The sequence below is a fragment of the Falsiroseomonas frigidaquae genome (genome assembly GCF_012163145.1).
Lineage (GTDB): Bacteria > Pseudomonadota > Alphaproteobacteria > Acetobacterales > Acetobacteraceae > Falsiroseomonas > Falsiroseomonas frigidaquae.
On record NZ_JAAVTX010000002.1, the window covers coordinates 186,948 to 210,662 of the forward strand.

A 23,715-nucleotide genomic window follows, 5' to 3' on the forward strand; every position below is an offset into this window, starting at 1 on the left:
CAGCCGCAGGCTGCGGTCAGCCCTTCACCGCCCCGGCGGTGAGGCCGGAGACGATGCGGCGCTGGAACACCAGCACCAGGACGATCAGCGGCACGGTGACGATGACGCTGGCGGCCATGATGCGGCCCCAGGGCAGCTCGAAGCTGCTGGACCCGCTGATCAGCGCGATCGCCACCGGCACCGTCCGCATCTCATCCGTCAGGGTGAAGGTCAGCGCGAACAGGAACTCGTTCCAGGCGGCGATGAAGGCGAGCAGGCCGGTGGTCGCCATGGCGGGTCCCATCAGCGGCAGGAAGATGCGCGTCAGCACCACGAAGGGGCCGGCGCCATCCATCATCGCCGCTTCCTCCAGCTCCACCGGCATCTCCCGCATGTAGGTGGTCAGCACCCAGACAGTGAAGGGCAGCGTGAAGATCAGGTAGCTCAGCGTCAGGCCGAACAGGTTATTGTACAGGCCGAGTACGCGGATCAGCTCGAACAGCCCGGACAGCACCGCCACCTGCGGGAACATCGACACGCCGAGGATCACCAGCAGCAGCGCTTTCCGCCCACGGAACGCCACACGGCCAAGGGCGTAGGCAGCCGTGACGCCGAGGCACAGCGACAGCGCCACCACTGATCCGGCGACGATGACGGAGTTCAGGATGTTCCGCCCGAAGGGCTGTTCCTGGAACACCGCCGTGTAGTTCGACCATTCCGGCGCGCTCGGCCAGGCGTCGGCGCTGAACAGCGCAGCCCCGCCCTTCAGGGAGGAGACGATGGCCCAGTAGAAGGGGAAGACGGTGTAGGCGACGATCGCCAGCACCAGCAGGAAGAAGGCGGCACGGCCCAGGATGCGCTTCATCGCCCCGGCTCCGCGCCCAGCCGCACCCGGCCGAAGGTGATGAATAGCGCGGTCACCACCGCGATCACCAGGAACAGCCCGGTGGCGGCGGCCGATCCGTAGCCGACATCCTGGAAATCCACGAGCTGCTGCCGCGCATAGACGGACATCGAGGCTGTAGCGCGGCTGTTGCCGGTCAGCACATACATCAGGTCGAAGACCCGCAGCGCATCCAGCGTGCGGAAGATGATGGCGACCATCAGCGCCGGCCAGATCAGCGGCAGCGTGATGCGAAAGAACTGCCCGACGGGACCGAGGCCGTCGATCTCCGCCGCCTCGTACAACTCATTCGGCAGCAATTGCAGCGCGGCCAGAGTCAGCAGCGCCATGAAGGGCGTGGTCTTCCACACATCCACGGCGATGACGGCGGCGAGCGCGGTGGAATAGTTCGCTGTCCAGGCGCGCGGCTCGGCAATCAGGCCGATGGACAGCAGCATCTCGTTGATCACGCCGTACTGGTCGTGCAGCATCCAGCCCCACATCTGCGCCGAGACCACGGTGGGGATCGCCCAGGGGATCAGCATCGCCGCGCGCAGCACGCCGCGGCCGCGCATGCGGGCGTTCAGCACCAGTGCGATGATGATGCCGAGCAGCGTCTCCAGCGTCACCGAGACGCCGGCGAAGACCAGCGTATTGCGCACCGCCACCCACCATTCCGGGTCGCGCGCCAGGAACAGGTAGTTCTCCAGCCCGATGAAGCTGGTCGCCGCCATGTCGTCCAGCCGCGCATCGGTCAGCGAGAACCAGATGGTGCGCGCCAGCGGCCAGCCGGCGACGGCGGCGATGGTGAGGAGGACGGGCAGCAGGAAAAGCCAGGCCGAACGCCGCCGCTGCTGCGCGATTGTTCCCACTTGCTCTACCACCGGCCATCCCGCCCGATGCGCGCCAGATTCCGCTCCAGCCGGTCCAGCGCCGGCTCCACCGCCATCTGCCCGGCCAGCACCGCATGCACGGCGTTCCAGAACTCGGCCGAGACCTGGTTGTAGCGGCGCCCGGTGACGGCGGAGGGCCGCGGCACCGCATTCAGGAAGGTGTCGTAGAGCTCCCCGAAGAAGGGATTCGCCGCCAGTACCTCGGCATCCTGGTAAAGCGGCCGCAGCGTCGGGTTGAAACCACCGATGATGGCGCGCCGCTTCTGTTCCGCCGCGCTGGTCAGATAGCGCACCAAACTGATGGCCTGCTCCGGGTTGCGCGAGTGGCGGGAGACCGCAAGCTGCTCGCCACCCAGCGTCGCGCTGTGCTGGCCGTCCGGTCCGCCCTTCGGCAGCAGCGCCACGCCGACGCGGCCGCGCACCGCGCTGTCCTCCGCATTCATCAGCGGCCAGGCATAGGGCCAGTTGCGCATGAAGACGGCGTTGCCCGATTGGAAGACGCCGCGCGCATCCTCCTCGGCATAGTTCAGCACGCCGCGTGGCGTGATGCGGCCGACCCAGCCGGCCGCCTGGCGGATGGCGGCGATGGCATGCGGCGTATTGACGGTGACGCTGCCATCCGGGTCCACGATGCGACCGCCGCCATGGCTGTGCAGCCATTCCAGCGCATTCACCGTCAGACCCTCATAGGCGCGGCCCTGGAAGACGAAGCCCCACATCCGGTCGGCGCCCGCCGCGCGCTCGGCCTGCATGATGCGGGTGGCCGTCTCAGTCAGTTCGGCCCAGGTCTCGGGCACCGCGTGCCCGTGCTTTTCCAGCAGATCGCGCCGAAAATACAGGACGCCGGCATTGGTGAACCAGGGCAGCGCCACCAGCGCGCCATCCACCGTGTTGTTCTGCACCAGCGCGGGGAATACGGGCGCCAGCTCCGCCGCCTCCACATGCTCCGAAAGGTCGAGCAGGTTGCGCGCCAGGATGCCGGGCCAGACCACATCGAGTTGCAGCACATCGATATCCGCCGAACCGGCCGACAGAAGCTGCTGGTACAGCGCCAGGCGCTGCGTGCTGCCGGCGGGGGTGGAAACCAGTTCGACCCGGTTGCCCGTCTCCCGCGCCCAGGTCTCGGCGCCCTCGCGGCAGAGCTGGAATTCCACGCCGACGGCGCCGCAGGAAATCGCCACCGTGACCTGCGCGCTGGCCGGCGTGCCCAGCGCCAGCGCCACGAGAACGGCGACAAGCCGGACCATCCATCCCCTCCCGATCGTGCCGCGTGCGGTTTCACGCCGAGGCAGGACAACGCAGGCAGGGGGACGGCGCAACCCGCGGTCGCGGCTTCGTGAAGCCCCCCCCGCTACCACTCCCCCCGCTACCACTCCCCGTAGAAGACACCCGCCGCCTTGTGCCGGTCCGTGCGCAGCTCCGCCTCCGCCCAGGTCAGCGTGGTGCGGCGCTTCAGCCCGGTGAACCAGGCGAGCAGCTTCTCGCGCATCGCGGCCCGCACCGCCTCATGCGCCGGGTCGGCGCCGAGGTCGAAGAACTCCTCGGGGTCTGCCTCCAGGTCGAAAAGCTGCGGGCGGTAGCCGCTGGTCCAATGCACGTATTTCCAGCGCGCATCGCGGATCATCCAGGCGTGGTGCTGCCCGACCTTCTCCCCCAGCCGCCGCCGCGCGCCGCGAAAGGTCCAGTCCAGCTCCGACACCACGGCATCGCGCCAGCCTTCCGCCGTGCCGCGCGTCAGGCCGAGCAGGGACCGCCCTTCCAGCAGATGCGGCGCCGGGTCCAGCGCCAGCGCATCGAGGAAGGTGGGCACCAGGTCGATCGCCTCGACGAAGCGATCCTCCACCGTGCCGCGCGTGGGATCCGCCGCCGGCGAGGGGTCATAGACCAGCATCGGCACGCGCTGCACGCAGTCGTGGAACAGCTCCTTTTCCCCCAGCCAATGGTCGCCGAGGTAGTCGCCATGGTCGGAGCAGAACACCACCAGCGTGTCCTTCCAGCGCCCCAGCCGCTCCAGCGCTTCCCAGACACGCCCCAGATGATCGTCGAGCTGGGTGATCAGCCCCTGATAGGCGGGGCGGACGGTGGTGATGCAGTCATCCTGCTGGAAGCTCTGCGAAACCTCCTCATTCTGCCATTCGCGCAGCAGCGGATGCGCGCCAGGCCCGCGCTCGCCGGGGTGGCGGGAGACGGGCAGGCATTCATTGGCCGAATACATCGCGTGGTAGGGCGCGGGGGCGATGTAGGGCCAGTGCGGCTTCACATAGGACAAATGCAGCACCCAGGGCGTCTCGCCCTGCTGCTCCATGAAGGCGATGCCCTGGTCGGTGGTATAGGCGGTTTCGCTGTGCTCCTCCGCCACCCGTGCGGGCAGGCGGGCGTTGCGCATCTTCCAGCCGTTATGGACCTGGCCCTGTTCGTCCTGCACGGCGATGACGTAGTCGGTCCAGGGATCGCGGCTGTCATAGCCGCGGGCGCGCAGCCATTCGGCATAGGCGCTGTCGGGCTCCGCATGGTGGCCGTCATGGCGGTCCACCAAAGTGAACCAGCCTTCCTCCAGCAGCGCCTTCAGGTCGCTCTGGCCGTCCAGTTCCAGGCGCTTCATGCCATGCGCATCCGGCAGCACATGGGTCTTGCCGGCCAGCGCCAGCGTCCGCCCCGCCTCCCGCAGGTGCCAGCCCAGCGTCACTTCGCCAACCGAAAGTGGCACCCGGTTATGCGTGGCGCCGTGCGAGGAGACGTAGCGGCCCGTGTAGTAGGACATGCGCGATGGCCCGCAGATGCCCGACTGCACATAGGCCTGCGAAAACCGCACCCCGCGCGCGGCCAGCGCATCCAGGTTCGGCGTCTTCAGGAAGGGGTGCCCGGCGCAGCCCATATGGTCCCAGCGCAACTGGTCGCACATGATGAACAGCACATTGCGCGTGACCATCGGCCTTGTCCCCCCGGCTCCAGCCCGCCAGCATAGGGGCCAATAACGGATCAGGGGAGGCACCCGCCATGCAGATCAGCCGCCGGACCGCGCTCGCGGCCAGCCTCGCCTCCATCGCCGCGCCCGCCCTCGGGCAGGGCGGCGACATGCTGCGGATCATCGCCGCCTTCCCGCCCGGCGCGGCGCTGGATGGCATCGCCCGGCTGCTGGCGGAAGCGGCGCCGCGGCATGGGCTGGGCAATGCGCTGGTGGACAACCGCCCGGGCGCCAACGGCAATATCGCCGCGGCGCTCACCGCACGGGCCGAGCCGGATGGCCGCACCCTGCTGCTGGCGATCGACAGCAGCTTCACGGTCAACCCGCATATCTACAGCAACCTGGGCTTCGACCCGGCGGCGCTGCGTCCGGTGGCGATCGCCGGCACCTACCCGGTGGTGCTGCTGGTGCACCCATCCTCCGGCATCACGACCCTGGCCGAATTCCTGGCCGCGGCGCGGCGCCAACCGCTGCTCTACGCCTCGGCCGGCTATGGTTCACCGGGCCACCTGGCGATGGAGCATCTGGGCCACTCGCTCGGCCTGCGGCCGGGCCAGCTGGAGCACGTGCCGTTCCGCGGCAATGCGCAGGCGGTGACGGAGCTGCTGGCCGGCCGGGTGCAGGCCGGCTTCATCGCCATCTCCGGCGGCGCGGGTTTCGTGCGAGACGGGCAGTTGCGGGCATTGGCGATCAGCGGGCCGCAGCGCATCGCCATGCTGCCGGACGTGGCCACGGTGGCGGAGCAGGGCCATGCCGGCTTCGATATCCGCTTCGCCTACCTGCTGATGGCCCCCAGGGACGTGCCGGAAGCCACCCGCGCCGCCGCCGCGCGGCTTGTCGCCGCCGTCTTCGCCGACCCGGCGGCGCGGGCCAGGCTGGCGAACTGGGCGGTGACGCCGGAGGCCGGGGATGGCGCCGCGGCGGAAGCCTGGGTGGCGCGGGCCTCCGCCCAGTGGCGGGCGGTGGTGCAGGCAACGGGCATGAAGGTGGATTGAGGGGCGACCACTCCCCTCGCCCCTACCCTCCCCCCCCAGGACGGGGGGAGAGGGCTTCGGCCTACATCTCGGCGTAGGTGCCGTTGCGCCAGACGTAGAAGACGTAGTCCGGCACCGTCACATCGCCCTTCTGGTCGAAGTTGATGTCGCCCAGCACGCTGGCCCAGGGGCCGCCCGACTTCAGCAGGGACGCGATGCGCCGCGGATCGGTGCCGCCGGCCCGCGCCGCCGCCGCCGCCCAGATCTGCATGGCGGCATAGGTGTAGAGGACATAGCCCTCGGGATCGATGTTGCGGGCGCGGAAGCGCTGCACCACCTGCGCCGCCGTGGCGCGCTTGCGCGGGTCGCTGCTGAAGGTCATCAGCGTGCCCTCGCCGGCCGCACCGGTGATCTGCCAGAACTCGTTGGTCACCAGGGCATCGCCGCCGATCAGGGTGATGTTCATCCCGACCTCCTTCGCCTGGCGCAGGATCAGCCCGGATTCCGTGTGGTAGCCGCCGACATAGACCACGCCGATATTGGCCTGCTGGAGGCGGGAGACGATGGCCGAATAGTCGCGCTCGCCCGGCGTGTAGGCGGAATACAGCGCCTCCGTCACGCCCGCCGCGTTCAGCGACTTCTTGGTTTCCTCCGCCAGGCCGCGGCCATAGGCGGTGTTGTCGTGCAGGATGGCGATGCGGCGGTCGCGCATGTTCTGCGCGATGTAGCGCCCGGCCACCAGGCCCTGCTGGTCGTCCCGGCCGCAGACGCGGAAGGTGTTCCAGTCGCCGCTGTCGGTGAAGGCGGGGTTGGTCGAGGCCGGGCTGATCTGCAGCACGCCTTCCTCGCCATAGACCTTGCTGGCCGGGATCGAGCTGCCGGAGCAGAAATGCCCCGCCACCAGCGCGACCTGGCGGGAGGCAAGCTGGTTCGCCACGGACACCGCCTGGCGCGGGTCGCAGGCATCGTCACCGACCTCCAGCGCCAGTTGCCGGCCGAGCACGCCGCCAGCTGCGTTCAGATCCGTCACCGCCTGTTCGGCGCCGGCCCGCATCTGGCCGCCGAAGGCCGCATACTGCCCCGTCATCGGCCCGGCGGTGGCAACGCGGATCGGGCCGGAACCCTGGGCGAAGGCGCCGCGTCCGCCCGCCAGCAGCATGGGCGCCGCCAGCGTACTTCCCAGAATCGTCCTGCGCTTGATCATCCCGAATTCTCCCTGATTGCGGCGCCCTCGGCGCGGTTCCGAAAGGGTAAGCGAGAGCCGGGTCGGCTGACCAGCGTCCTTACAGAACCGTCCCGGGCGCGATGGCGTCGATAGCCTGCGCCATGGCGACATCACGCTCGGACAGGCCGCCGGCGTCATGCGTGGTGAGCAGGATCTCCACCCGGTTCCAGACATTGGACCATTCGGGGTGATGGTCGTGCTTCTCCGCCAGCAGCGCGACGCGGGCCATGAAGCCCCAGGCGGCGGAGAAGTCAGCGAAGCGGAAGCGGCGCAGGATGGCGTCCCGCCCCTCCGCCACCTGCCACAGCGGCAGGGTGTGGGGCAGTTCGGCACGGGCGGCGGTATCGAGCGGACGGATCATCGGGCATCTCCGGTATCGGAGCCATTTCCGGGTCGCCGGGCGATTCCACCCGGCTTGAAAAGGCTCTGGGCTTGACGGGTGGCGCGCCGGCGGGAAGGAAGCAGCGATGACCCGCTTCAACCACCCGCCGACGCTCGAAGACATCGTCGAGATGGCCGAGCAGGCCTTTTCCGCCATCCCCAAGGAGCTGCGCGACCTGGTGCGCGGCACCGCCATCGTGGTCGAGGAGGTGGCGGATGACGAGACGGCGGCGGAACTCGGCTTCGAGAGCCCCTGGGCACTGACCGGCCTGTATCGCGGCACGCCGATGACGCAGAAGAGCGTCTTCGACGCCCCGGGCGAGCCTGACACCATCACCCTCTACCGCGAACCCATCCTGCTGGAATGGGTGGAGACCGGCGAGGATCTGTTCCGCCTGGTCCGCAACGTGCTGATCCATGAGATCGCGCATCATTTCGGATTCTCGGACGACGACATCGACCGCCTGGAAAGCGACGGGTAGGGCGGACTTCCGCCGCCCGTCACGCGGCCCTCTCCCGCCCTTCGGGGGAGAGGGCTTTCCAGATCAGGCCTCGACCGGCACCGGCACGGTGCTCATCCAGCCATGCGCATCCGGCAGGCGGCCGTACTGGATGCCGATGATGCTGTCATACAGCTTCTGCGTCAGCTCGCCGGTGCCGCCATTGCCGATACTGATGCGGTCGCCCTTGTAGCCGAGCTCACCGACCGGGGAGACCACGGCGGCGGTGCCGGTGCCCCACATCTCGGTCAGCTTCCCTTCCCGCCCGGCCTGCATCACCTCCTCGATGCTGACGCGGCGTTCGGAGACATTGTGGCCCCAGTCGCGCAGCAGGGTCAGGATGGAGTTGCGCGTCACGCCATCCAGGATGGTGCCGGCCAGCGGCGGGGTCACCACCTCGTCGCCGATCTTCATCATGATGTTCATGGTGCCGACCTCATCGATCCAGCGCCGCTCCACGCCATCCAGCCACAGCACCTGGGTGAAGCCCTGGCGCTCCGCCTCCTGCTGCGCGGACAGCGATGCCGCGTAGTTGGCGGCCGCCTTGGATTCACCCAGGCCGCCCTGCACCGCGCGCACATGCGTATCGGTGGCCAGGATGCGCACCGGCTTCACGCCTTCCTTGTAATAGGCACCGACCGGGGAGCAGATGACGAAATAGGTGTAGCTGTGCGACGGGTGCACGCCGAGCATCACATCGGTCGCGATCACGGTCGGGCGGATATACAGGCTGGTGCCCTCCGTCCGCGGCACCCAGTCATGGTCCACGCCGACGATCGCCTCGAAGCTCTGCCGCACCAGATCGGCAGGGATCGGCGGGATGCAGAGGCCGGCGCAGGATTTGCCGAGGCGTTCCGCATGGCGCTGGGCGCGGAACAGGCGGATCGTGCCATCGGCGCCGCGATAGGCCTTCAGCCCGTCGAACACCGCCTGGGCGTAGTGCAGCACGGTGGTGGCCGGGTCCATGCTGAGCGGGCCGTAGGGGACGATGCGCGGGTCGTGCCAGCCCTTCCCCTCCTCATAGTCCATCAGGAACATGTGGTCGGTGAAGGTCTTGCCGAAGGCCAGCGCGCTGTCCGGCTGGCGCGGCTTGGGGCTGCGGGTCAGGGTGGTGGGGAAGCGGGCCGTTTGGGTCATGGCGTCTGTCGCTCTCGGTTTTTATTGCGTGTGGCAGGATGCTATCGCAACAGCCATGCGCCCGGGAGCCACCAAAGCTAACAATGCACCCATGCGCCGCAGGCATGAAAGGTCAGCTAAGCTGCCGTAGTTGAGAAGGGGACGCCTGGCCGGCGCCCCCTTCCCGGCTTCAGTTGCCGACGCGCACGAAGCGCAGCGGGAACCAGTTGTCGGCAAGCTGCTGCAACTGGATGTTGTTGCGCGCTGCCCAGATCACCGTCTGCTGGTGCAGCGGCGCATGGCCGGCCTGTTCCGTATGGATACGCATCGCCTCCTCGATCATGCCGGCGCGCTTGGCGGTATCGGTCTCCACCGCCATCAGCGTCACCAGCTCATCGAAGCGGGCATTGTTGAAACCGCCGACATTGAACATGCCGCGGTTGCCCTCGCGCGACGCCATCAGGTTGAAGAAGGCGTTGTGCGCGTCGTAGGTGTTGGGGGTCCAGCCCAGCATGTAGAAGCTGGTGTTGTAGCGCGGGCCCAGGATCTCGGCGAAGTAGCGGGCACGGGTCTGCGCGTTCAGGGTCACCCGCACGCCGATCCGGGCGAGCATGGACACCGCCGCGGTGCAGATCGCCTCGTCATTGACGTAGCGGTCGTTCGGGCAGTCCAGCGTCACGCCGAAGCCGTTCGGATAGCCGGCTTCCGCCAGCAGGCGACGGGCGAGGTCCGGGTTGTATTCCGGGATCTGGTCGCGCGCCTCGGTGTGGCCGTTGACGCCCGGGCCGATCATCAGGCCGGTGGCACGGCCCTGGCCGCGCATGACGGTGCGGACGATGCTGGCGCGGTCGATGGCGTGGTTGAAGGCCCGGCGCACCCGCACATCCTGGAACGGGTTGCGGCCGCGCACATCGGATTTCAGCAGTTCCGGCCGAAGCTGGTCGAAGCCGAAATAGATGGTCCGCAGTTCAGCCTGCTGGTGGATGGTGATGCCGCTGGTGCGCGACAGGCGCTGCGTGTCCTGCGGCGGCACGGTGTAGACCATGTCCACCTCGCCCGAGAGCAGGGCGGCAACCCGCGTCCCGTCATTGGCGATGACGTTGAACTCGACGCGGGTCAGATTGTGCTCCGGCCGGTCCCACCAGCCGGGATTCGGCGCGAGCACGGTGCGGCGGTCCGGCTCCCGGCTCACCAGGCGGAAGGGGCCGGTGCCCATGGCGTTGCGCGTCGCGAAATTCTCGGCGCCGGTGGTCAGGTCGGCAGTGCGCGCGGCGTTGTTCGCCTCCGCCCAGCGCTGCGACATGATGCCGATGCCGGTGATCTCCTCCAGGAAGATCGGGTTCGGCGCCGTGGTCTCGATTTCCAGCGTGTGGTCATCGATGGCGCGCGCTTCCTTCACGCTGGCGAGGCTGCCGGCGACATTGCTGCCTGGACCTTTGGCCCGCATGTAGGAGAAGACGACATCCTGCGCCGTGAAGGGCGTGCCGTCCTGGAAGGTGACGCCGCGGCGCAGCTTGAAGCGCCAGACGGTCGGGCTGGGCTGTTCCCAGCTTTCGGCCAGCGCGGCTTCCACCTGCAGCTGGCGGTTCCGGCGCACCAGCGGCTCATAGATATTGCCGTTGAACATCAGCAGGAAGGTTTCCTGCCGCGCATAGGGGTCCATGGAATTGACGTCGCCGTCATTGGCCCAGCGGAAGAGATTGGCCTGGGCAGTGACGGGAAGTGAAAGCGCGGTGCCCGCGAACAGGGCGGCAGCCAGAATATGTCGGCGCACGAAGATCTCCTGAGGAATCCGTGCGCGCAGACTAGAGGGATCGACCGAAAAGGAAAACGGGGACCCCGAAGGATCCCCGCTGAAAGGCTCGGCCGTGATACGCGAAGCGCGTGGCTGTCAGGCCGCGCGCAGCGCGTGGGTCTGTCAGGCCGCGCGAAGCGCGCGAGGCAGATCGGCCACCGCGCGGTCGATCAGCACCGCATCCTTCTCGGCATCCATGGTCTGCGCCAGCACATCGCGTGCCGCGGCGGCGGCAACTTCGGCGGCGGCGTTCCGCACCTCGGCCAGCGCACTCGCCTCGGCGGCGGCAATCCGGTCGAGCGCCATGCGCTCGCGCCGCTTGGCGGATTGCTCCGCCTCCAGCGCCGCGGCTTCGGCCACGCGGCCGGCCTCGGCACGGGCACGGGCGATCATGTCCTCCGCCTCCGCCAGCGCGGCGGCGCGGTCGGCATCAGCCTGCTTGCGCAGCGCCTCGGCCTCGGCCCGCAGGCGCGCGGCCTCGGACAGTTCCGCCTGGATGCGTGCGCCGCGGGCGTCCAGCATGGCCGTGATCCGGCTCCATGCCATCTTGCCGACCAGCAGCACGAACAGCACGAAGGACACGGCGACCCAGAACTTCGGGTCGAGCCAGAAATGCTCGTAATGGTGTTCCATGGCGGCGCTCCTCAGCCCAGGCCGCGGGCGGCGAGGGCGCGATCGACGGCGGCGCCCACGGCGGCCTGGTCGGACTGGCCGGTCAGGCGCTGCAGCAGCGCTTCCGTGGTTTCCGTGGACACCTGGCGCAGCGCGCCCATGGCGGAATCGCGGGCCGCGGCGATACGCGCCTCGGCTGCGGTGATCTGCTCGGCCAGCCGGGCGGCCAGCGCCTCGGACCGCTGCGTCGCCTCGGCCTGGGCCGATTGCATCGCGGCGGCGATGGCGGCCTGGGCTTCCGCCCGTGCCTTGCTGGTGGCCTCACGATGCGCGGCGATGGCCGCATCGGCCTCCGCCTTCGCAGCCTGCGCGGCTTCGAGGTCACCCTCGATCCGGCGCCGGCGATCCTCCAGCACCTCCTCCACGCGCGGCAGCGCGTAGGTGGAGAGCACGAAGTAGAGGACTCCGAAGATGATCAGCAACCAGACGATCTGGGCGATCATCAGCGGATTGCCGAAATCGAGCTGCGGCATGGTGTTCCTCGTCAACGTCCCTGATGCGCGCCACCCGGCGGGCGGCGCGCCCTATCGCGAATCTCGGCCGGCTGGTGCCGGCCGGGGGATCAGGCGAACAGGATCAGGAAGGCGATCAGCAGCGCGAAGAGCGCGACGGCTTCCGTGAGCGCGAAGCCCAGGATGCCGATCGGGAACACCGCATCGCGGGCCGCCGGGTTGCGCGCCACGCTGGTGATCAGCGAGGAGAAGATGTTGCCGATGCCGAGGCCGACGCCGAACAGCGCGATCACGGCGATGCCAGCCCCGAGGGCCTTAGCGGCAAGCACCAGTTCCATCTGGGTAATCCTTCCGTCTTGAATGATACAGCTTGGGGTGGACTGAGCGACGCAGGAGGCGGGCCTGAAGGGCCTGCCTCAGTGCAGGTGCACCGCGTCGTGCAGGTAGATGCTGGTCAGGATGGCGAAGACATACGCCTGCAGGAAGGCCACCAGGACCTCAAACCCGACCAGGGCAATATTGACGGACAGCGGCAGGATCGCCACCAGCGGCCCGATGGCACCAAGCCCGCCGAGCAGCACGATGAAGGTGGCGAACACCTTCAGCATGACGTGGCCGGCCACCATATTCGCGAACAGACGAATGGAGAGGCTGACCGGGCGCGACAGGTAGGACACGATCTCCACCGGGATGATGATCGGCGCCAGCCATAGCGGGGCACCCTCCGGGAAGAAGTAGCCGAAGAACTTGCGGCCATGCAGCGCCAGCGCCACCACGGTGATCAGCACGAAGACGATGGCCGCGAGGCCGAAGGTCACCGCGATGTGGCTGGTATAGGTGAAGGCGTAGGGCAGCAGGCCGAGCATGTTGCCGAACAGCACGAACATGAACAGCGTGAAGACGAAGGGGAAGAAGCGCTTGCCCTCCTCGCCCACCTGCCCGACCACCAGGCCCTGCACGAATTCGTAGGAGGATTCGGCCAGCGACTGCAGCCGCCCCGGCACCACCGCGCGGGCCGACATGCCGAACATGATCAGCGCCGTGATCAGCCCCGCCGCCAGCAGCATATGCGCGTTGGACTGGGAAAAGCCGACAGCGGCGCCGATCGGCCCCAATACGGGGGTCAGCTGGAACTGGCTCAGCGCGTCGATCGTTCCGGTCTCGGCGGCCACTCGCAATCTCCCGTCCCCCGCGAACGGGGAACCCCTTAATGCCGCGACGCGGCAGCCTCTACCCCTGCTTCCGGGCACCGCCCCGCGGATTGAACAGCCGAAACACGTTCATCACCCCGGCGACGCTGCCGAACACGAAGAACAACAGGAAAAGCCACGGCCAGGTGCCAAGCCAACGGTCCAGCAGCATGCCGAGGACGATGCCCACGACCAGTGCTGAAACCACCTCGACACCCGCACGAAACCCGACGCCCCAGCTGCTTGCCGGCAGGGGCCCGTTGAGGCCCGGCTTGGGATCCATCCCTTGCCGCGCCCGGGCCTGCCGGAGCCTTTGCTCGAATCCGTCGTCTTCCGCCACCGTTGCTCTCCCCTGCGGCGCCCCGCCCGGAAGGCGGCCCGCTCCTACGGCGCGACGGCACAAGTGTCAAGGCAATGAACGCGCTGCAACATGGTTAGCACACGCGCAGGCCGCGCTCATTCACCGATGAAACCGCCGGATTGCCGCTGCCACAGCCGGGCATAGACGCCGCCAGCCGCCAGCAATTCCGTGTGGCTGCCCTGTTCCGCCACGGCGCCCTGATGCAGCACCACCAGCCGGTCCATCCGCGCCAGGGTGGACAGGCGGTGCGCCACGGCGATCACGGTCTTGCCGGCCATCAGCCGTTCCAGGCTTTGCTGGATCGCCGCCTCCACCTCCGAGTCGAGGGCGCTGGTCGCCTCGTCCAGCAGCAGGATCGGCGCGTCCTTCAGCAGCACGCGCGCGATCGCCACCCGCTGCCGCTGGCCGCCGGAGAGCTTCACCCCGCGCTCGCCCACATGGGCGTCATAGCCGGTGCGGCCACGCCAATCCGACAGGGCCATGATGAAGTCATGCGCCTCCGCCCGCCGCGCCGCCTCCATCACCTCCGCCGGGCTGGCATCCGGGCGGCCGTAGCGGATGTTGTCCAGGATGGAGCGGTGCAGCAGCGCCGTGTCCTGCGTCACGACGCCGATGGCGCCGCGCAGGCTTTCCTGGGTGACGCCGGCGATATCCTGGCCATCGACCAGGATGCGGCCGCCTTCCGGGGTGAAGAAGCGCAGCAGCAGGTTGATGGCGGTGGTCTTGCCCGCGCCCGAATGGCCGACCAGCCCCACCCTTTCGCCCGGCGCGATGTCCAGGTCGAAATCATGCAGCACGGCGCCGCGCGGCGGGGCCCCGGGGGCGCTGGCGCGGCCATAGCCGAAGCGCACATCCTCGAAACGGATCGCACCGCGCGGCACCGCCAGCTTCTGCGCATCCGGCGCATCGGGGGCGGTGCGCGGCACCGCGATGCTGCCCATGGCTTCCTGCACCACGCCGATATTCTCGAAGATGCCGGCCACGTTGAAGGCCACCCAGCCCGAGATGTTGGCGATCTGCCAGGCCATCGGCAAAGCGGAGGCCACCACCGCCAGCGGCACCTCGCCGCGTGACCACAGCCAGATCGCCAGCCCGGCGGTTGCCGTCAGCATGCTGGCGTTCAGGGTGGAGAGCAGGAAGCCGTTCAGCGTCACCAGCCGGGTCTGCCGGGCGAAGTTGCGGTTGAGCGCCTCCAGCCCCTCCCGCACCCAGGCATCCTCCTGCTCGGCGCGGGCGAACAGCTTGACGGTGACGATGTTGGTGTAGCTGTCCACCACGCGGCCGGTCAGCAGGCTGCGTGATTCGCTGGCCTTGCGGGACCGGTCGCGCATCCGCGGTACGATCAGCCGCAGCAGCGTGGCGTACAGGGCGAACCAGACCAGGATCGGAATGGCGAGCCGCGCATCGGTCGCGCCCAGCACCAGCACCGCGCCGGTGCCATAGACCAGGATGTACCAGACGGCGTTCACCGACTGCACCACGCTTTCCCGCAGCGCCGGGCCGGCCTGCATGACGCGGTTGGCAATGCGGCCGGCGAAATCCTCCTGGAAGAAGGCCCAGCCCTGGCGCACCACCTGCCAGTGGCTCTGCCAGCGGATCAGCGAGGTGACGGCCGGGATGATGGCCTGCTGCGTCACCAGGTTCTGCATCAGGATTGCGGCCGGCCGCGCCAGCAGCAGCACGGCGGCCATGCCGGCGAGGGTCCAGCCCGCATCGGCCCAGATCCGCTGCGGCCCATGCTGCTCCAGCAGCCCCACCACACGGCCGATGAAGATCGGGATCAGCAGGTCGAGCAGCGCAACCGTCAGGCCGGTGGCGAACAGCAGCCCGAACAGCGCCCGCGCCTGGCGGGCGAAATGCCAGTAGAAACCTGGCAGGCTGGCCGGGGGCGGCGTCTCCGGCACCGGCAGGCCGAACCAGCGGGAGGCTGGGCGGCCCGGCGCGGCGACGGGGTCGACGGCGGTCTCGAAGATCTGAAACAGGCGCATGCCGCCAGAAGCGCCGGCCCGGCGCCGGCGTCAACCACGCCCCCGCTTCACGCCCGGTTGCGCTTCAGGCCCGGTTTCGCATCACGCCACGTTGCGGTCCGCGGCCAGCAGTTCGGCGCGGGCCAGTTCCACCAGGGCATGCGGCTGCATCGGCCGGCCGAGCAGGAAGCCCTGCGCGCGGTCGCAGCCAAGCTGGCGCAGCGTCGCCAGCTGGGCAGGGGTCTCCACCCCTTCCGCCACCACCTCCGCCCCCAGCCCATGCGCCAGTCGCACGATGGCATCGACGATGCGCCGGCCGGTGCCCGGGCTGCCCGGCCCGGCACCCGCAGGCCCGGCACCCGCAGGCCCGGCACCCGCAGGCCCGGCATCCTCCAGGCCGGCGATGAAAGTGCGATCCACCTTGATGACGTCGAAGGGCAGGTGCTGCAGGTAGCCGAGCGAGGAATAGCCGGTGCCGAAATCATCCAGCGCCACCCGCACGCCCATCTTCCGCAGCGTCTCGAAGCTGCGCGTCGCCGCCTCCGCACTGCGGAGGAAGACGCCCTCGGTCACCTCCACCTCCAGCAGGGCCGGGTCGCAGCCGGTTGCCTCCAGCGCCTCCCGCACCAGCCCGACGCCCTGTTCCGCGCCGAAATGCCCGGCCGAGAGGTTCACCGCCACCGGCACCTCCAGCCCCTGCGCGCGCCAGGCCATGGCCTGCCGGCAGGCCTGGTCGAGCACGAGCTGCGTGATCGGGTGGATCAGCCCGGTTTCCTCCGCCACCGGGATGAACAGGCCGGGGGAGATCATGCCGCGCTCCGGGTGATGCCAGCGCAGCAGCGCCTCACAGCCCTTCAGCAACCCGGTGGCAATGACGAATTTCGGCTGGAACACCAGTGACAGCTGGCCCGAGGCCAGGGCCTGCCGCAGATCCTCCTCCAATTGCCGGCGTTCGCGCAGCCCGGCCTCCTGGTCCATGGTGAATTGCGTGGCGCGGCCGCGGCCCGTTCCCTTGGCCCGGTACAGCGCGATGTCGGCGCGGCTCAGGATGCTCTCGACCGTCATGCCGTGCTGCGGTGCCAGGGCGGTGCCGATGCTGGCGCCCGCGCGCAGCGTGTAGCCCTTCAGGCGATAGGGTCGCCCGAGCACCTCCACCAGCCGCTCCGCCAGCAGCCTCGCCTCCGATTCCTGGGCCAGGCCCGGCTGGATCACGGCGAACTCGTCACCGCCGAGGCGCGCCAGCATGTCGCCCTCGCGCATCGTGCCCCGCATGCGGGCGGAAGCGGCGAGCAGAAGCTGGTCGCCCACCGGATGGCCCAGGCTGTCATTCACCTCCTTGAAGTGATCGAGGTCGATGCAGTGGACCGCCACCATCCCCGTCTCCGTCGCGTGTTCGAGCCGCGCCTTCAGATGGGCGCCGAACAGCAGGCGGTTGGGCAGGTCGGTCAGCGTGTCGTGCTCCGCCAGGTGACGGATGCGGCGGTCGGCCTCCCGCTGGTCGGTCACGTCCAGCGCCACCCGCACCACCCGCACCAGGTTGCCGCCCTTGCCGAAGACCGGCGCGGTGGAAACCAGCAGGGTACGGTCGGTGCCGTCGCGATGCGGCATGCGGGTTTCCTTCGGCGGCAGGGCGACACGCTGCGCCACCACCTCCGCCACATCGTCATCGGCGCCCTCATTGCCGCCCAGTTCGCTGGCGCGGAGGCCCAGCGCATCCTCCTCCCTGTCCAGCCGGGCCAGCGCCAGGCCGGTCTCGTTCATCATCACCAGGCGGCCGGCGGGGTCGAAGGCGGCGATGCCGATGGGCAGCGAATCGACCAGCACGCGCAGCGTCCGTTCCGCTTCCGCCGCCCGGCGCGCGGCACCGGCGATCAGCAGCAGCAGCAGCAGCGCGCCCAGCAGCAGCCCGCCCAGGCTGGTCACGAAGAACACGCCCAGGTGCCGCGCGCTGACCCGCGCCTGTTCCACCGCCAGCCGCCGTTCCGTATGTAGCGCCAGGTTCAGGCGGGTCAGCAGCAGGTCGGCCTCCTCCGCCACCGCCTGGATCCGCGCCAGGCTGGGGATGTGGTCCGGCTCCAGCACGACGATGTCGGGCTCAAGCTGCTCCAGCGCCGCCTGCAGGCCCACCACGATATCGCTGTGATCGAGGACGGAGCGGGTATCCGCCTCCTCCGCGCCCTGCAGCAGCGGCAGGCGGCTCAGCAGGATCTCGTAGCGCTCGGCCAGCATGTCGCGGTCCCAGCCGGGTTCGCGACGCTCGAAGCGCAGCAGCGCGACGCGGAACCGGTGCAGTTCCACCAGCGCCTGGGTGCTGAACCAGATGGAGACGCGCTGGCTGCCGGCCTCGAGGCGGAACTGTTCCCGCGCCCGTTGCAGGGATGTGCCGATCGACAGCACGAACAACAGCCCGGCCACCAGCAGCACCACGGCGGTGGTGCGGCCGCGGGCATGGCGCAGCAGGCGGGCCAGGGGTTTCGTGCCGGGGGGGCGCAGCACCGTGCAGTGCTCAGGTCACGTCGATCTGTCGGATCTGCCAGATCGCCCGGTCGCGGAAGACCGGCGCATCCAGCTCCGGTCGTTCGGTCCAGGGATAAATCAGCCATATCGGCCCGCGGTCGCGGATGCGGAGCGGCATGCCGCCCTGCCGCGTGGCCAGCAGCGCGCCATTCTCCGTGGCATCCTCGACCGGCACGTTCACGGCATAGTCGTTCAGCGCATGGATGCGCAGCGTGGTGCCGCTGGCACCGCAGGCGCGCAGCAGGCTGGCGAGCGGCACGCCGCTGAAACGCAGCACATCCGGCCCCGTCCAGGTGGTGCGGGTGGCGATGTCCTGCATCCCAAGCGCCTCCAGCTCCGCCAGGCTGAAGGCGCGTTCGGCGCCTTCGATGCGGCCGCTGACGCGGAGGATGTGGCGCGGCGGGCGCGGCTGCGCCAGGGCGCGTTCGCCGGCCAGCGCCGCCAGCAGCGGAAGGGCAGCCAATGTCCGACGTCGCATGGGGGCACCTACTGCGATGATGGGTGCGCACGAATCCTTCGCGGGCCGGACGCAGCCTGGCCCGCAATCATCACAATAACGTTAACTGTCCCGCAGATCGCCCGATTTAGCCGGGATGACCCTCGACCATCTCCACCGCGCGTTGCAGGTCGACGCTGAGCAGGCGGGACACGCCGCGTTCCTGCATGGTCACGCCATACAGGCGGTGCATCCGCGCCATGGTCAGCGGATGGTGGGTGACGATGAGGAAGCGGGTGCCGCCGCGTCCCTCCGCATCGGGGGCGGCCATCACCTCCAGCAGGTCGCACAGCCGCTCCACATTGGCGTCGTCCAGCGGCGCATCCACCTCGTCCAGCACGCAGACCGGCGCGGGGTTGCAGCGGAACACGGCGAAGACCAGGGACAGGGCGGTCAGCGCCTGCTCGCCGCCCGACAGCAGGTTCAGCGAGGACAGCTTCTTGCCCGGCGGCTCGGCGAAGATCTCCAGCCCCGCCTCCAGCGGGTCGTCGGAGCCGACCAGCGCCAGATGCGCCCGGCCGCCGCCGAACAGGCGGGTGAACAGGGCGCGGAATTCGGTATCGACCTTGTCGAACACCACGCGCAGCCTTTCACGGCCCTCGCGGTTCAGATGCCCGATCACGCCGCGCAGCTTGGCGATGGCGGTTGCCACCTCCTGGCGCTCCGTCTCGATGCGGTCCCGGGTCGCATCAAGATCGAGCAACTCGGCCTCGGCCCGCAGGTTGACCGGGCCCATCTCCTCGCGTTCCCGGGTCAGCCGCTCCATCTTGCGGCGGGCCTTTTCCTCGGCCTGGTCGGTCAGCTCCGGCATCTCGCTGGGCAGTGCCGGGTGGCCCTCGCCGAGGCGTTCGACGATGCGTTCCTCCACCGCCAGCGCGGCCGCCTCGGCCTGGCCGGCGCTGCCCTCGGCGCGCAGCTGCGCCTCCCGCGCCTGGGCGAAGGCGGCATCGGCGCTGCGGCGGGCGAGCACCGATTCGCGGTCCTCCGTCTCGGCGGCCGTCAGGGCGGCGGCGGCGGCGGCGTGGGTGGCCTCGGCCTCGGCCAGCGCCCGGCCGGCGGCCTGGCGCTGCGCGGCGGCGGTCTCCGGCGCCTCGGCCAGCGCGTCGCGTTCCGCGGCGGCGGCAGCGGCGCGGCTGGCCAGATCCTGGCGGCGGCCCGCGGCTTCGGCCTTGCGGCGCGCCCATTCGGCGCGTTCGGGACCGATCGCCGCCTGGCGCTGCTCGATGCGCCCGGCCTCGGCGGCCAGCGTGGCGCGGCTGTCGCGGCAGCCGGCTTCCGCGGCGCGCGCATTGGCCAGGGCGGCACGGGCGCGATCGACCTCGGCGCGCAGCTGGGCGAGGTCGGGGGCGGCGGCGCGGGCGGCCTGGGCCTCGGCCAGGGCGGCGGCGGCGGCATCCCGTTCCCCGGTGATGCGGGCGAGTTCCGGGGTCAGCGCCGCCAGCCGCGCCTCGGCCTCCGCCGCACGGGCGGCCAGGTTGCGGGCGGAATCGCGGGCGGCGGCCAGCCGCTGCTCGGCGCCGCGGCGGGCCTCCCGAGCCGCGGTCTCGGCGCGGGTTGCCGACAATTCCTCGGCCGCGGCGGCACTGCGGGCTTGGCGCGCGGCGGCGGCATCCGGGGCGGCGGCGCGGGCGATGCGCGCGGCTTCCAGCGCCGCGGTCGCCGCCCGCATCTCGCCCTCCAGCCGGGCGAGCTGTGGCGCGAGCGCCGCCAGCCGCTGCTGTGCCTGCTGGTCACGCGCCACCAGCCGGTCCAGCGCCGCCTGGGCGCTTCCCTGGCGACGCTCGGCGGTGGCGCGGGCCTCCCGCTGGCGGGCCTCGGCGCCGCGCGCCTCCTGTTCCGCGGCAGCGGCCTGGCTGCGCGCGGTGCTGGCGGCGCCGGCCTCGGCCTCCGCCTTGTCGAGGCGAGCGCCGGCGGCACGCAGCGCATTGCGCTGGGCGAGGCGGACGGCGCCGGGGGTCGGGATGCCGGGCAGCAGGCCCTGCCCATCCCAGCGCCACACCGCGCCATCCTCCGTCACCAGCGCCTGGCCGGGCTTCAGCATTTTCTGCAAGGCGGCGCCGTCCGCGCCCTTCGGCAGCAGGCCGATCTGCGACAGCGCGCGGGACAGCGCATCCGGCGCCTCCACCAGCCGGGCGAGCGGCGTGGCGCCGGCCGGCAAGGCTGGCATCGGGTCGAGCGGCGGCAGGCTGCGCCAATGGCGCGGCGCCTCCGGGTCCAGCGCCGCGTCCAGCCCCTCCCCCATCGCGGCGCCCAGCGCGGCTTCCAGGCCGGGCGGCACACCGATGCGGTCGAGCACGGATTCGGCACCGCCACCCACTTCCCGCGCCCGCAGCACCTCGGCCAGCGCGGCCGCCTCGGCGGCGGCGCGGGCGCGGGCGGCCTCGGCCTCGCTGGCGGCGGCGCGGGCGGCTTCGTGGCGGGCCTGGGCGGCGGTGCGGGATTTCTCGGCGGCGTCGAGCGCGGCGCGGGCCTCGGCCAGGGCCGCCGCGGCGGCGCTGGCCTCGGCGCGGGCGGCGGCCATCTCGGGCTCCGGCACGGCGCCGGCGCGGGCCGCATCGCGCTCGGCGGTCAGGCGGGCCTGCTGCTCGGCGCCGCGGCGGGCGGCCGTCTCGGCGGCCTGGAGTTCGCTGCTGGCGCGGGATTCGGTGGCCTCGGCCTCGCTCGCCAACCGGCGTGCCGCCTCATGCGCCGTCTGGGCGGTGGTGCGGGTGGTCTCCGCAGCGGTGAGCGCGGCCTCGGCCTCGGCCAGGGCGGCTTCGGCCGCGCCGGTGCGGCCGGCAGCCTCGGCCAGCGCCGCTTCCGGCACCACGGCCTTGCGGGCCGCCTCATGGTCGGCGGCAATGCGGGCGAATTGCTGGGCCAGGCGCTGGGCACGGCTGGCGGCCTCGCCTTCCGCGGCCGCCAGGGCATTGGCCTGGGCGGCGGCCTCGGCGGCGATTTCGGTGGCACGGTCGGCGGCGGCCGCGGCTTCGGCCACGGCGGCGATCGCCTCGGCCTCCGCGCGTTCCGCATCGGCGTTGCGGCCGGGCAGTTCGGCGGCGATCCGGGAAAGTTCCTCCGCCTCCGCCTGCAGCCGGGCCTCCGCCGTATCGGCATCGGACTCGACGCCGGCGGCATGCTCCAGGTCGCGCGCCAGGGCGGCGTGGCGGGACTGGGCGCCTGCCAGGGCTTCGCGGGCACGGGCTTCCTCGGCGCCCAGCGTCTCCGCCTCCACCCGGCGGCGTTCCAGGGCGGTGCGGGCAATGCCTTCGGCGGCGCGCGGCGCGGGCAGACCCTGTTCGGCGGCGAAGGCACGGCGCGCGGCGGCCTCGGCGGCGGCTTCCGCCTGGGATGTGGCGTGGCGGGCGGTGGCGAAGGCCTGCCGCGCCCCGGCCAGTGCCGACTGGGCGCGGGCGCGCAGGATGGCGAGCCATTCCACCTCCGCCTCCCGCACCAGCCCGGACAGGTTGCGGTAGCGCGCGGCCTGGCGGGCCTGGCGTTGCAGATTTTGCCGCCCGGCCTCCATCTGGCCGATCAGGTCTTCGGCGCGGCCGAGGTTGTTCTCCGCCTGGCGCAGCTTGAGCTCCGCCTCATGCTTGCGGGCGCGGAGGCCAGCGATGCCGGCCGCTTCCTCCAGCACCGCGCGGCGTTCCTCCGGCCGCGCCGAGATCAGCGCGGCGACGCGGCCCTGGCTGACCATGGCGGAGGACCGGGCGCCGGAGCCGATATCGGCGAACATGGTCTGCACGTCGCGGGCGCGCAGTTCCCGCCCGTTCACCCGGAAGGAACTGCCTTCGCCGCGCGCGATCTTCCGCGAAATCTCCAGGTCGGTGGCTTCGGCATTGGGCGGCGGCGCCAGGCCCGTGGCCTCCTCCAGCGTCAGCGTCACCTCGGCCAGGTTGCGGCCTGGGCGGGTGGAGGTGCCGGCGAAGATGATGTCGTCCATCTCGCCGCCGCGCATGGCCCGGGCGTTGGTCTCGCCCATCGCCCAGCGCAGCGCTTCCACCACATTGGACTTGCCGCAGCCATTCGGGCCGACGATGCCGGTCAGCCCTGGCATCACCTCCACCACCGTCGCCTCGGCGAAGGATTTGAAGCCGGCGATGCGCAGCCGGGTCAGCCGCGCATGGCGCGCGGCCTCGGCCTGGACGTCGGTCCGTGCCTCCTCCTCGGCCGGCTCGTCCGGGCTACCGCCCGCGTCTTCGGCCGGCACGGACTCCATCAATCAGCGCGTCTCGGCGACGAGCGCGGCAAAGCGGGCGAAGGCCATGTTGCCCGGTACCGTGCGGTTGCCGAAGACGAAGCTGGGGGTCGAGGTGACGTTGTGTTCCTGCTGCCCGGCGACGCGGGCGGCCAGGATGGCGCGTGCCAGTGCCTGGTCGGCCAGCACCTCGTCGTATTTCGCGCGGGACATGCCGGCCAGCGCCGCCACCTTGAACAGCTCCTCCCGCGGGTCACCGCCGCGGGCGAAGGCCCAGCGATCCTGGCTGGAGAGCAGGGTGGAGATGAAGGGTTCGTAGCGCTCCGGCGGCAGGCTGCGGGCCACGGCGGAGGCGGCCAGCGCCAGCCCGTCCAGCGGGAAATCGCGGAACACCAGCCGCATGCGGCCCGACTCGATCAGGTCGGACTTCACCTTGGGGTAGGTTTCGCGGTGGAAGGCGGCGCAATGGCCGCAGGTGAGCGAGAAATACTCGATCACGGTCACCGGCGCGTCGACGCGGCCGACGCTGCGCTCCGACATGCGCGGGTCATCGGCGGCCAGCGGCGGCGGGGCCGGCTGGGCGGGGGCGGCGCCCTGCGCGGAGGCCAGGCGGGGCGCCAAGGCAAGACCGGGCGCCAGGCTGGCGGCGATCGTCAGGATGGAACGGCGGTCGAGCATGCAGGCAGGCTCCGCGGAAATGGGCAGGTTCACCGCTTTCGATAGACGCCGAGGGCCAGCTTTGCCAGTGCATCGCGCAATTCCCCCGCCGGCATCTCAGCCAGCCGGGCCTCCACCGGGGCCGGCAGTTGCACCGGTTGCGGCCGTGGCGCCGGGCGGGGCACGCCGGCCGGGGCCTGCTGCACGAAGCGCAGGCGCTCCACCGCCACGCGGCCGAAATGCGCGTTGATCCGGCTGATCAGCTCCGGCGCCAGGTGCTGCAGCTCCATCGCCACCGGGCCGGAACAGCCGAGCGTCAGCGTGCCGCTGGTCACCCGCAGCGGCTGGGTCACCGCCGCCAGGGCCGGGCCGACGATGCCCGGCCAATCCGCCATCAGCTGCGCACCGGCCGGGCTGCGCTTGCGGAAGGCCGGCCGGGTCAGCCGCGGAATCAGGGATGACAGCGGCAGGGGGGCTGTCGGAAACCGTCGCTGATCGCCATCCTGCGCCAC

At 70.7% G+C, this 23,715-nt stretch carries 21 protein-coding genes; 2 read left to right on the plus strand and 19 right to left on the minus strand.

What is annotated here, in order from left to right:
* Positions 1–16: 16 nt before the first annotated feature.
* The 4 genes from HB662_RS05275 to HB662_RS05290 form a co-directional block, all read right to left on the minus strand.
* Positions 17–844 (minus strand): carbohydrate ABC transporter permease, encoded by an 828-nt coding sequence (locus HB662_RS05275; RefSeq protein ID WP_168047935.1) that lies wholly within the window; start codon positions 842–844, stop codon positions 17–19.
* Entirely contained in the window at positions 841–1,734 is an 894-nt protein-coding gene (locus HB662_RS05280; RefSeq protein ID WP_342449446.1) for a carbohydrate ABC transporter permease, read from the minus strand. Before HB662_RS05280 ends, HB662_RS05275 begins: the two co-directional genes overlap by 4 nt.
* Before the next feature lie 5 nt (positions 1,735–1,739).
* Positions 1,740–3,002, minus strand: coding sequence for an ABC transporter substrate-binding protein (locus tag HB662_RS05285; RefSeq protein ID WP_168047939.1), 1,263 nt, complete (start codon positions 3,000–3,002; stop codon positions 1,740–1,742).
* Between the two features lie 119 nt (positions 3,003–3,121).
* Complete coding sequence (locus tag HB662_RS05290; protein WP_168047941.1) at positions 3,122–4,684, minus strand: sulfatase-like hydrolase/transferase; 1,563 nt, start codon at positions 4,682–4,684, stop codon at positions 3,122–3,124.
* 68 nt (positions 4,685–4,752) lie between these two features.
* Here HB662_RS05290 and HB662_RS05295 point away from each other — a divergent pair, with 68 nt between their 5' ends.
* The gene (locus HB662_RS05295) at positions 4,753–5,715 is read left to right on the plus strand and encodes a Bug family tripartite tricarboxylate transporter substrate binding protein (protein ID WP_168047943.1); all 963 of its coding nucleotides are present in this window, start codon (positions 4,753–4,755) and stop codon (positions 5,713–5,715) included.
* Positions 5,716–5,776: 61 nt separating this feature from the next.
* Here HB662_RS05295 and HB662_RS05300 read toward each other — a convergent pair whose 3' ends face one another.
* Entirely contained in the window at positions 5,777–6,898 is a 1,122-nt protein-coding gene (locus tag HB662_RS05300) for a branched-chain amino acid ABC transporter substrate-binding protein (RefSeq protein ID WP_168047945.1), read from the minus strand.
* Positions 6,899–6,977: 79 nt separating this feature from the next.
* The gene (locus tag HB662_RS05305) at positions 6,978–7,280 is read right to left on the minus strand and encodes a 4a-hydroxytetrahydrobiopterin dehydratase (protein WP_168047947.1); all 303 of its coding nucleotides are present in this window, start codon (positions 7,278–7,280) and stop codon (positions 6,978–6,980) included.
* 106 nt (positions 7,281–7,386) lie between these two features.
* On the opposite strand from HB662_RS05305, the gene HB662_RS05310 reads away from it, so the two are divergent.
* Positions 7,387–7,782 (plus strand): metallopeptidase family protein, encoded by a 396-nt coding sequence (locus tag HB662_RS05310; protein WP_168047949.1) that lies wholly within the window; start codon positions 7,387–7,389, stop codon positions 7,780–7,782.
* Between the two features lie 63 nt (positions 7,783–7,845).
* Here HB662_RS05310 and HB662_RS05315 read toward each other — a convergent pair whose 3' ends face one another.
* The 13 genes from HB662_RS05315 to HB662_RS05375 all read right to left on the minus strand — a co-directional run bounded on the left by HB662_RS05315 (position 7,846) and on the right by HB662_RS05375 (position 23,715).
* Positions 7,846–8,937: a branched-chain amino acid aminotransferase gene (locus HB662_RS05315; protein WP_168047951.1), complete on the minus strand. Its 1,092-nt coding sequence runs from the start codon at positions 8,935–8,937 to the stop codon at positions 7,846–7,848.
* Positions 8,938–9,106: 169 nt separating this feature from the next.
* A complete protein-coding gene (locus HB662_RS05320) occupies positions 9,107–10,690 on the minus strand; it encodes an ABC transporter substrate-binding protein (RefSeq protein ID WP_342449447.1) in 1,584 nt (527 codons plus the stop codon).
* 144 nt (positions 10,691–10,834) lie between these two features.
* Positions 10,835–11,344, minus strand: a complete 510-nt coding sequence (locus tag HB662_RS05325; RefSeq protein WP_168047953.1) for a F0F1 ATP synthase subunit B family protein — start codon at positions 11,342–11,344, stop codon at positions 10,835–10,837.
* Between the two features lie 11 nt (positions 11,345–11,355).
* Positions 11,356–11,856 carry a F0F1 ATP synthase subunit B family protein gene (locus HB662_RS05330; RefSeq protein WP_168047975.1) on the minus strand — a complete coding sequence of 167 codons (501 nt, stop codon included), beginning with the start codon at positions 11,854–11,856 and terminating at the stop codon, positions 11,356–11,358.
* A gap of 89 nt (positions 11,857–11,945) precedes the next feature.
* Positions 11,946–12,173: an ATP synthase subunit C family protein gene (locus HB662_RS05335; protein ID WP_168047977.1), complete on the minus strand. Its 228-nt coding sequence runs from the start codon at positions 12,171–12,173 to the stop codon at positions 11,946–11,948.
* A 78-nt stretch (positions 12,174–12,251) separates the two neighbouring features.
* Positions 12,252–13,007, minus strand: coding sequence for a F0F1 ATP synthase subunit A (locus tag HB662_RS05340; RefSeq protein WP_168047979.1), 756 nt, complete (start codon positions 13,005–13,007; stop codon positions 12,252–12,254).
* A 58-nt stretch (positions 13,008–13,065) separates the two neighbouring features.
* Complete coding sequence (locus HB662_RS05345; RefSeq protein ID WP_342449448.1) at positions 13,066–13,365, minus strand: AtpZ/AtpI family protein; 300 nt, start codon at positions 13,363–13,365, stop codon at positions 13,066–13,068.
* A gap of 116 nt (positions 13,366–13,481) precedes the next feature.
* The gene (locus tag HB662_RS05350) at positions 13,482–15,374 is read right to left on the minus strand and encodes an ABC transporter ATP-binding protein (RefSeq protein WP_168047981.1); all 1,893 of its coding nucleotides are present in this window, start codon (positions 15,372–15,374) and stop codon (positions 13,482–13,484) included.
* A gap of 81 nt (positions 15,375–15,455) precedes the next feature.
* The gene (locus HB662_RS05355) at positions 15,456–17,849 is read right to left on the minus strand and encodes an EAL domain-containing protein (protein WP_168047983.1); all 2,394 of its coding nucleotides are present in this window, start codon (positions 17,847–17,849) and stop codon (positions 15,456–15,458) included.
* 10 nt (positions 17,850–17,859) lie between these two features.
* Positions 17,860–18,348: a molybdopterin-dependent oxidoreductase gene (locus tag HB662_RS05360; protein ID WP_168047985.1), complete on the minus strand. Its 489-nt coding sequence runs from the start codon at positions 18,346–18,348 to the stop codon at positions 17,860–17,862.
* Positions 18,349–18,454: 106 nt separating this feature from the next.
* Positions 18,455–22,558, minus strand: coding sequence for an AAA family ATPase (locus tag HB662_RS05365; RefSeq protein ID WP_342449449.1), 4,104 nt, complete (start codon positions 22,556–22,558; stop codon positions 18,455–18,457).
* 12 nt (positions 22,559–22,570) lie between these two features.
* Positions 22,571–23,224, minus strand: coding sequence for a DsbA family protein (locus HB662_RS05370; protein ID WP_168047987.1), 654 nt, complete (start codon positions 23,222–23,224; stop codon positions 22,571–22,573).
* A 29-nt stretch (positions 23,225–23,253) separates the two neighbouring features.
* Entirely contained in the window at positions 23,254–23,715 is a 462-nt protein-coding gene (locus HB662_RS05375) for a DUF721 domain-containing protein (RefSeq protein ID WP_342449450.1), read from the minus strand.

What these genes read in the sequence shown, in the direction of transcription:
- HB662_RS05275 (WP_168047935.1), bottom strand. Translation starts at nt 844, where the DNA reads ATGAAGCGCATCCTGGGCCGTGCCGCCTTCTTCCTGCTGGTGCTGGCG.
- HB662_RS05285 (WP_168047939.1), bottom strand. Translation starts at nt 3,002, where the DNA reads ATGGTCCGGCTTGTCGCCGTTCTCGTGGCGCTGGCGCTGGGCACGCCG.
- HB662_RS05290 (WP_168047941.1), bottom strand. Translation starts at nt 4,684, where the DNA reads ATGGTCACGCGCAATGTGCTGTTCATCATGTGCGACCAGTTGCGCTGG.
- HB662_RS05295 (WP_168047943.1), top strand. Translation starts at nt 4,753, where the DNA reads ATGCAGATCAGCCGCCGGACCGCGCTCGCGGCCAGCCTCGCCTCCATC.
- HB662_RS05300 (WP_168047945.1), bottom strand. Translation starts at nt 6,898, where the DNA reads ATGATCAAGCGCAGGACGATTCTGGGAAGTACGCTGGCGGCGCCCATG.
- HB662_RS05305 (WP_168047947.1), bottom strand. Translation starts at nt 7,280, where the DNA reads ATGATCCGTCCGCTCGATACCGCCGCCCGTGCCGAACTGCCCCACACC.
- HB662_RS05310 (WP_168047949.1), top strand. Translation starts at nt 7,387, where the DNA reads ATGACCCGCTTCAACCACCCGCCGACGCTCGAAGACATCGTCGAGATG.
- HB662_RS05315 (WP_168047951.1), bottom strand. Translation starts at nt 8,937, where the DNA reads ATGACCCAAACGGCCCGCTTCCCCACCACCCTGACCCGCAGCCCCAAG.
- HB662_RS05325 (WP_168047953.1), bottom strand. Translation starts at nt 11,344, where the DNA reads ATGGAACACCATTACGAGCATTTCTGGCTCGACCCGAAGTTCTGGGTC.
- HB662_RS05330 (WP_168047975.1), bottom strand. Translation starts at nt 11,856, where the DNA reads ATGCCGCAGCTCGATTTCGGCAATCCGCTGATGATCGCCCAGATCGTC.
- HB662_RS05335 (WP_168047977.1), bottom strand. Translation starts at nt 12,173, where the DNA reads ATGGAACTGGTGCTTGCCGCTAAGGCCCTCGGGGCTGGCATCGCCGTG.
- HB662_RS05350 (WP_168047981.1), bottom strand. Translation starts at nt 15,374, where the DNA reads ATGCGCCTGTTTCAGATCTTCGAGACCGCCGTCGACCCCGTCGCCGCG.
- HB662_RS05360 (WP_168047985.1), bottom strand. Translation starts at nt 18,348, where the DNA reads ATGCGACGTCGGACATTGGCTGCCCTTCCGCTGCTGGCGGCGCTGGCC.
- HB662_RS05370 (WP_168047987.1), bottom strand. Translation starts at nt 23,224, where the DNA reads ATGCTCGACCGCCGTTCCATCCTGACGATCGCCGCCAGCCTGGCGCCC.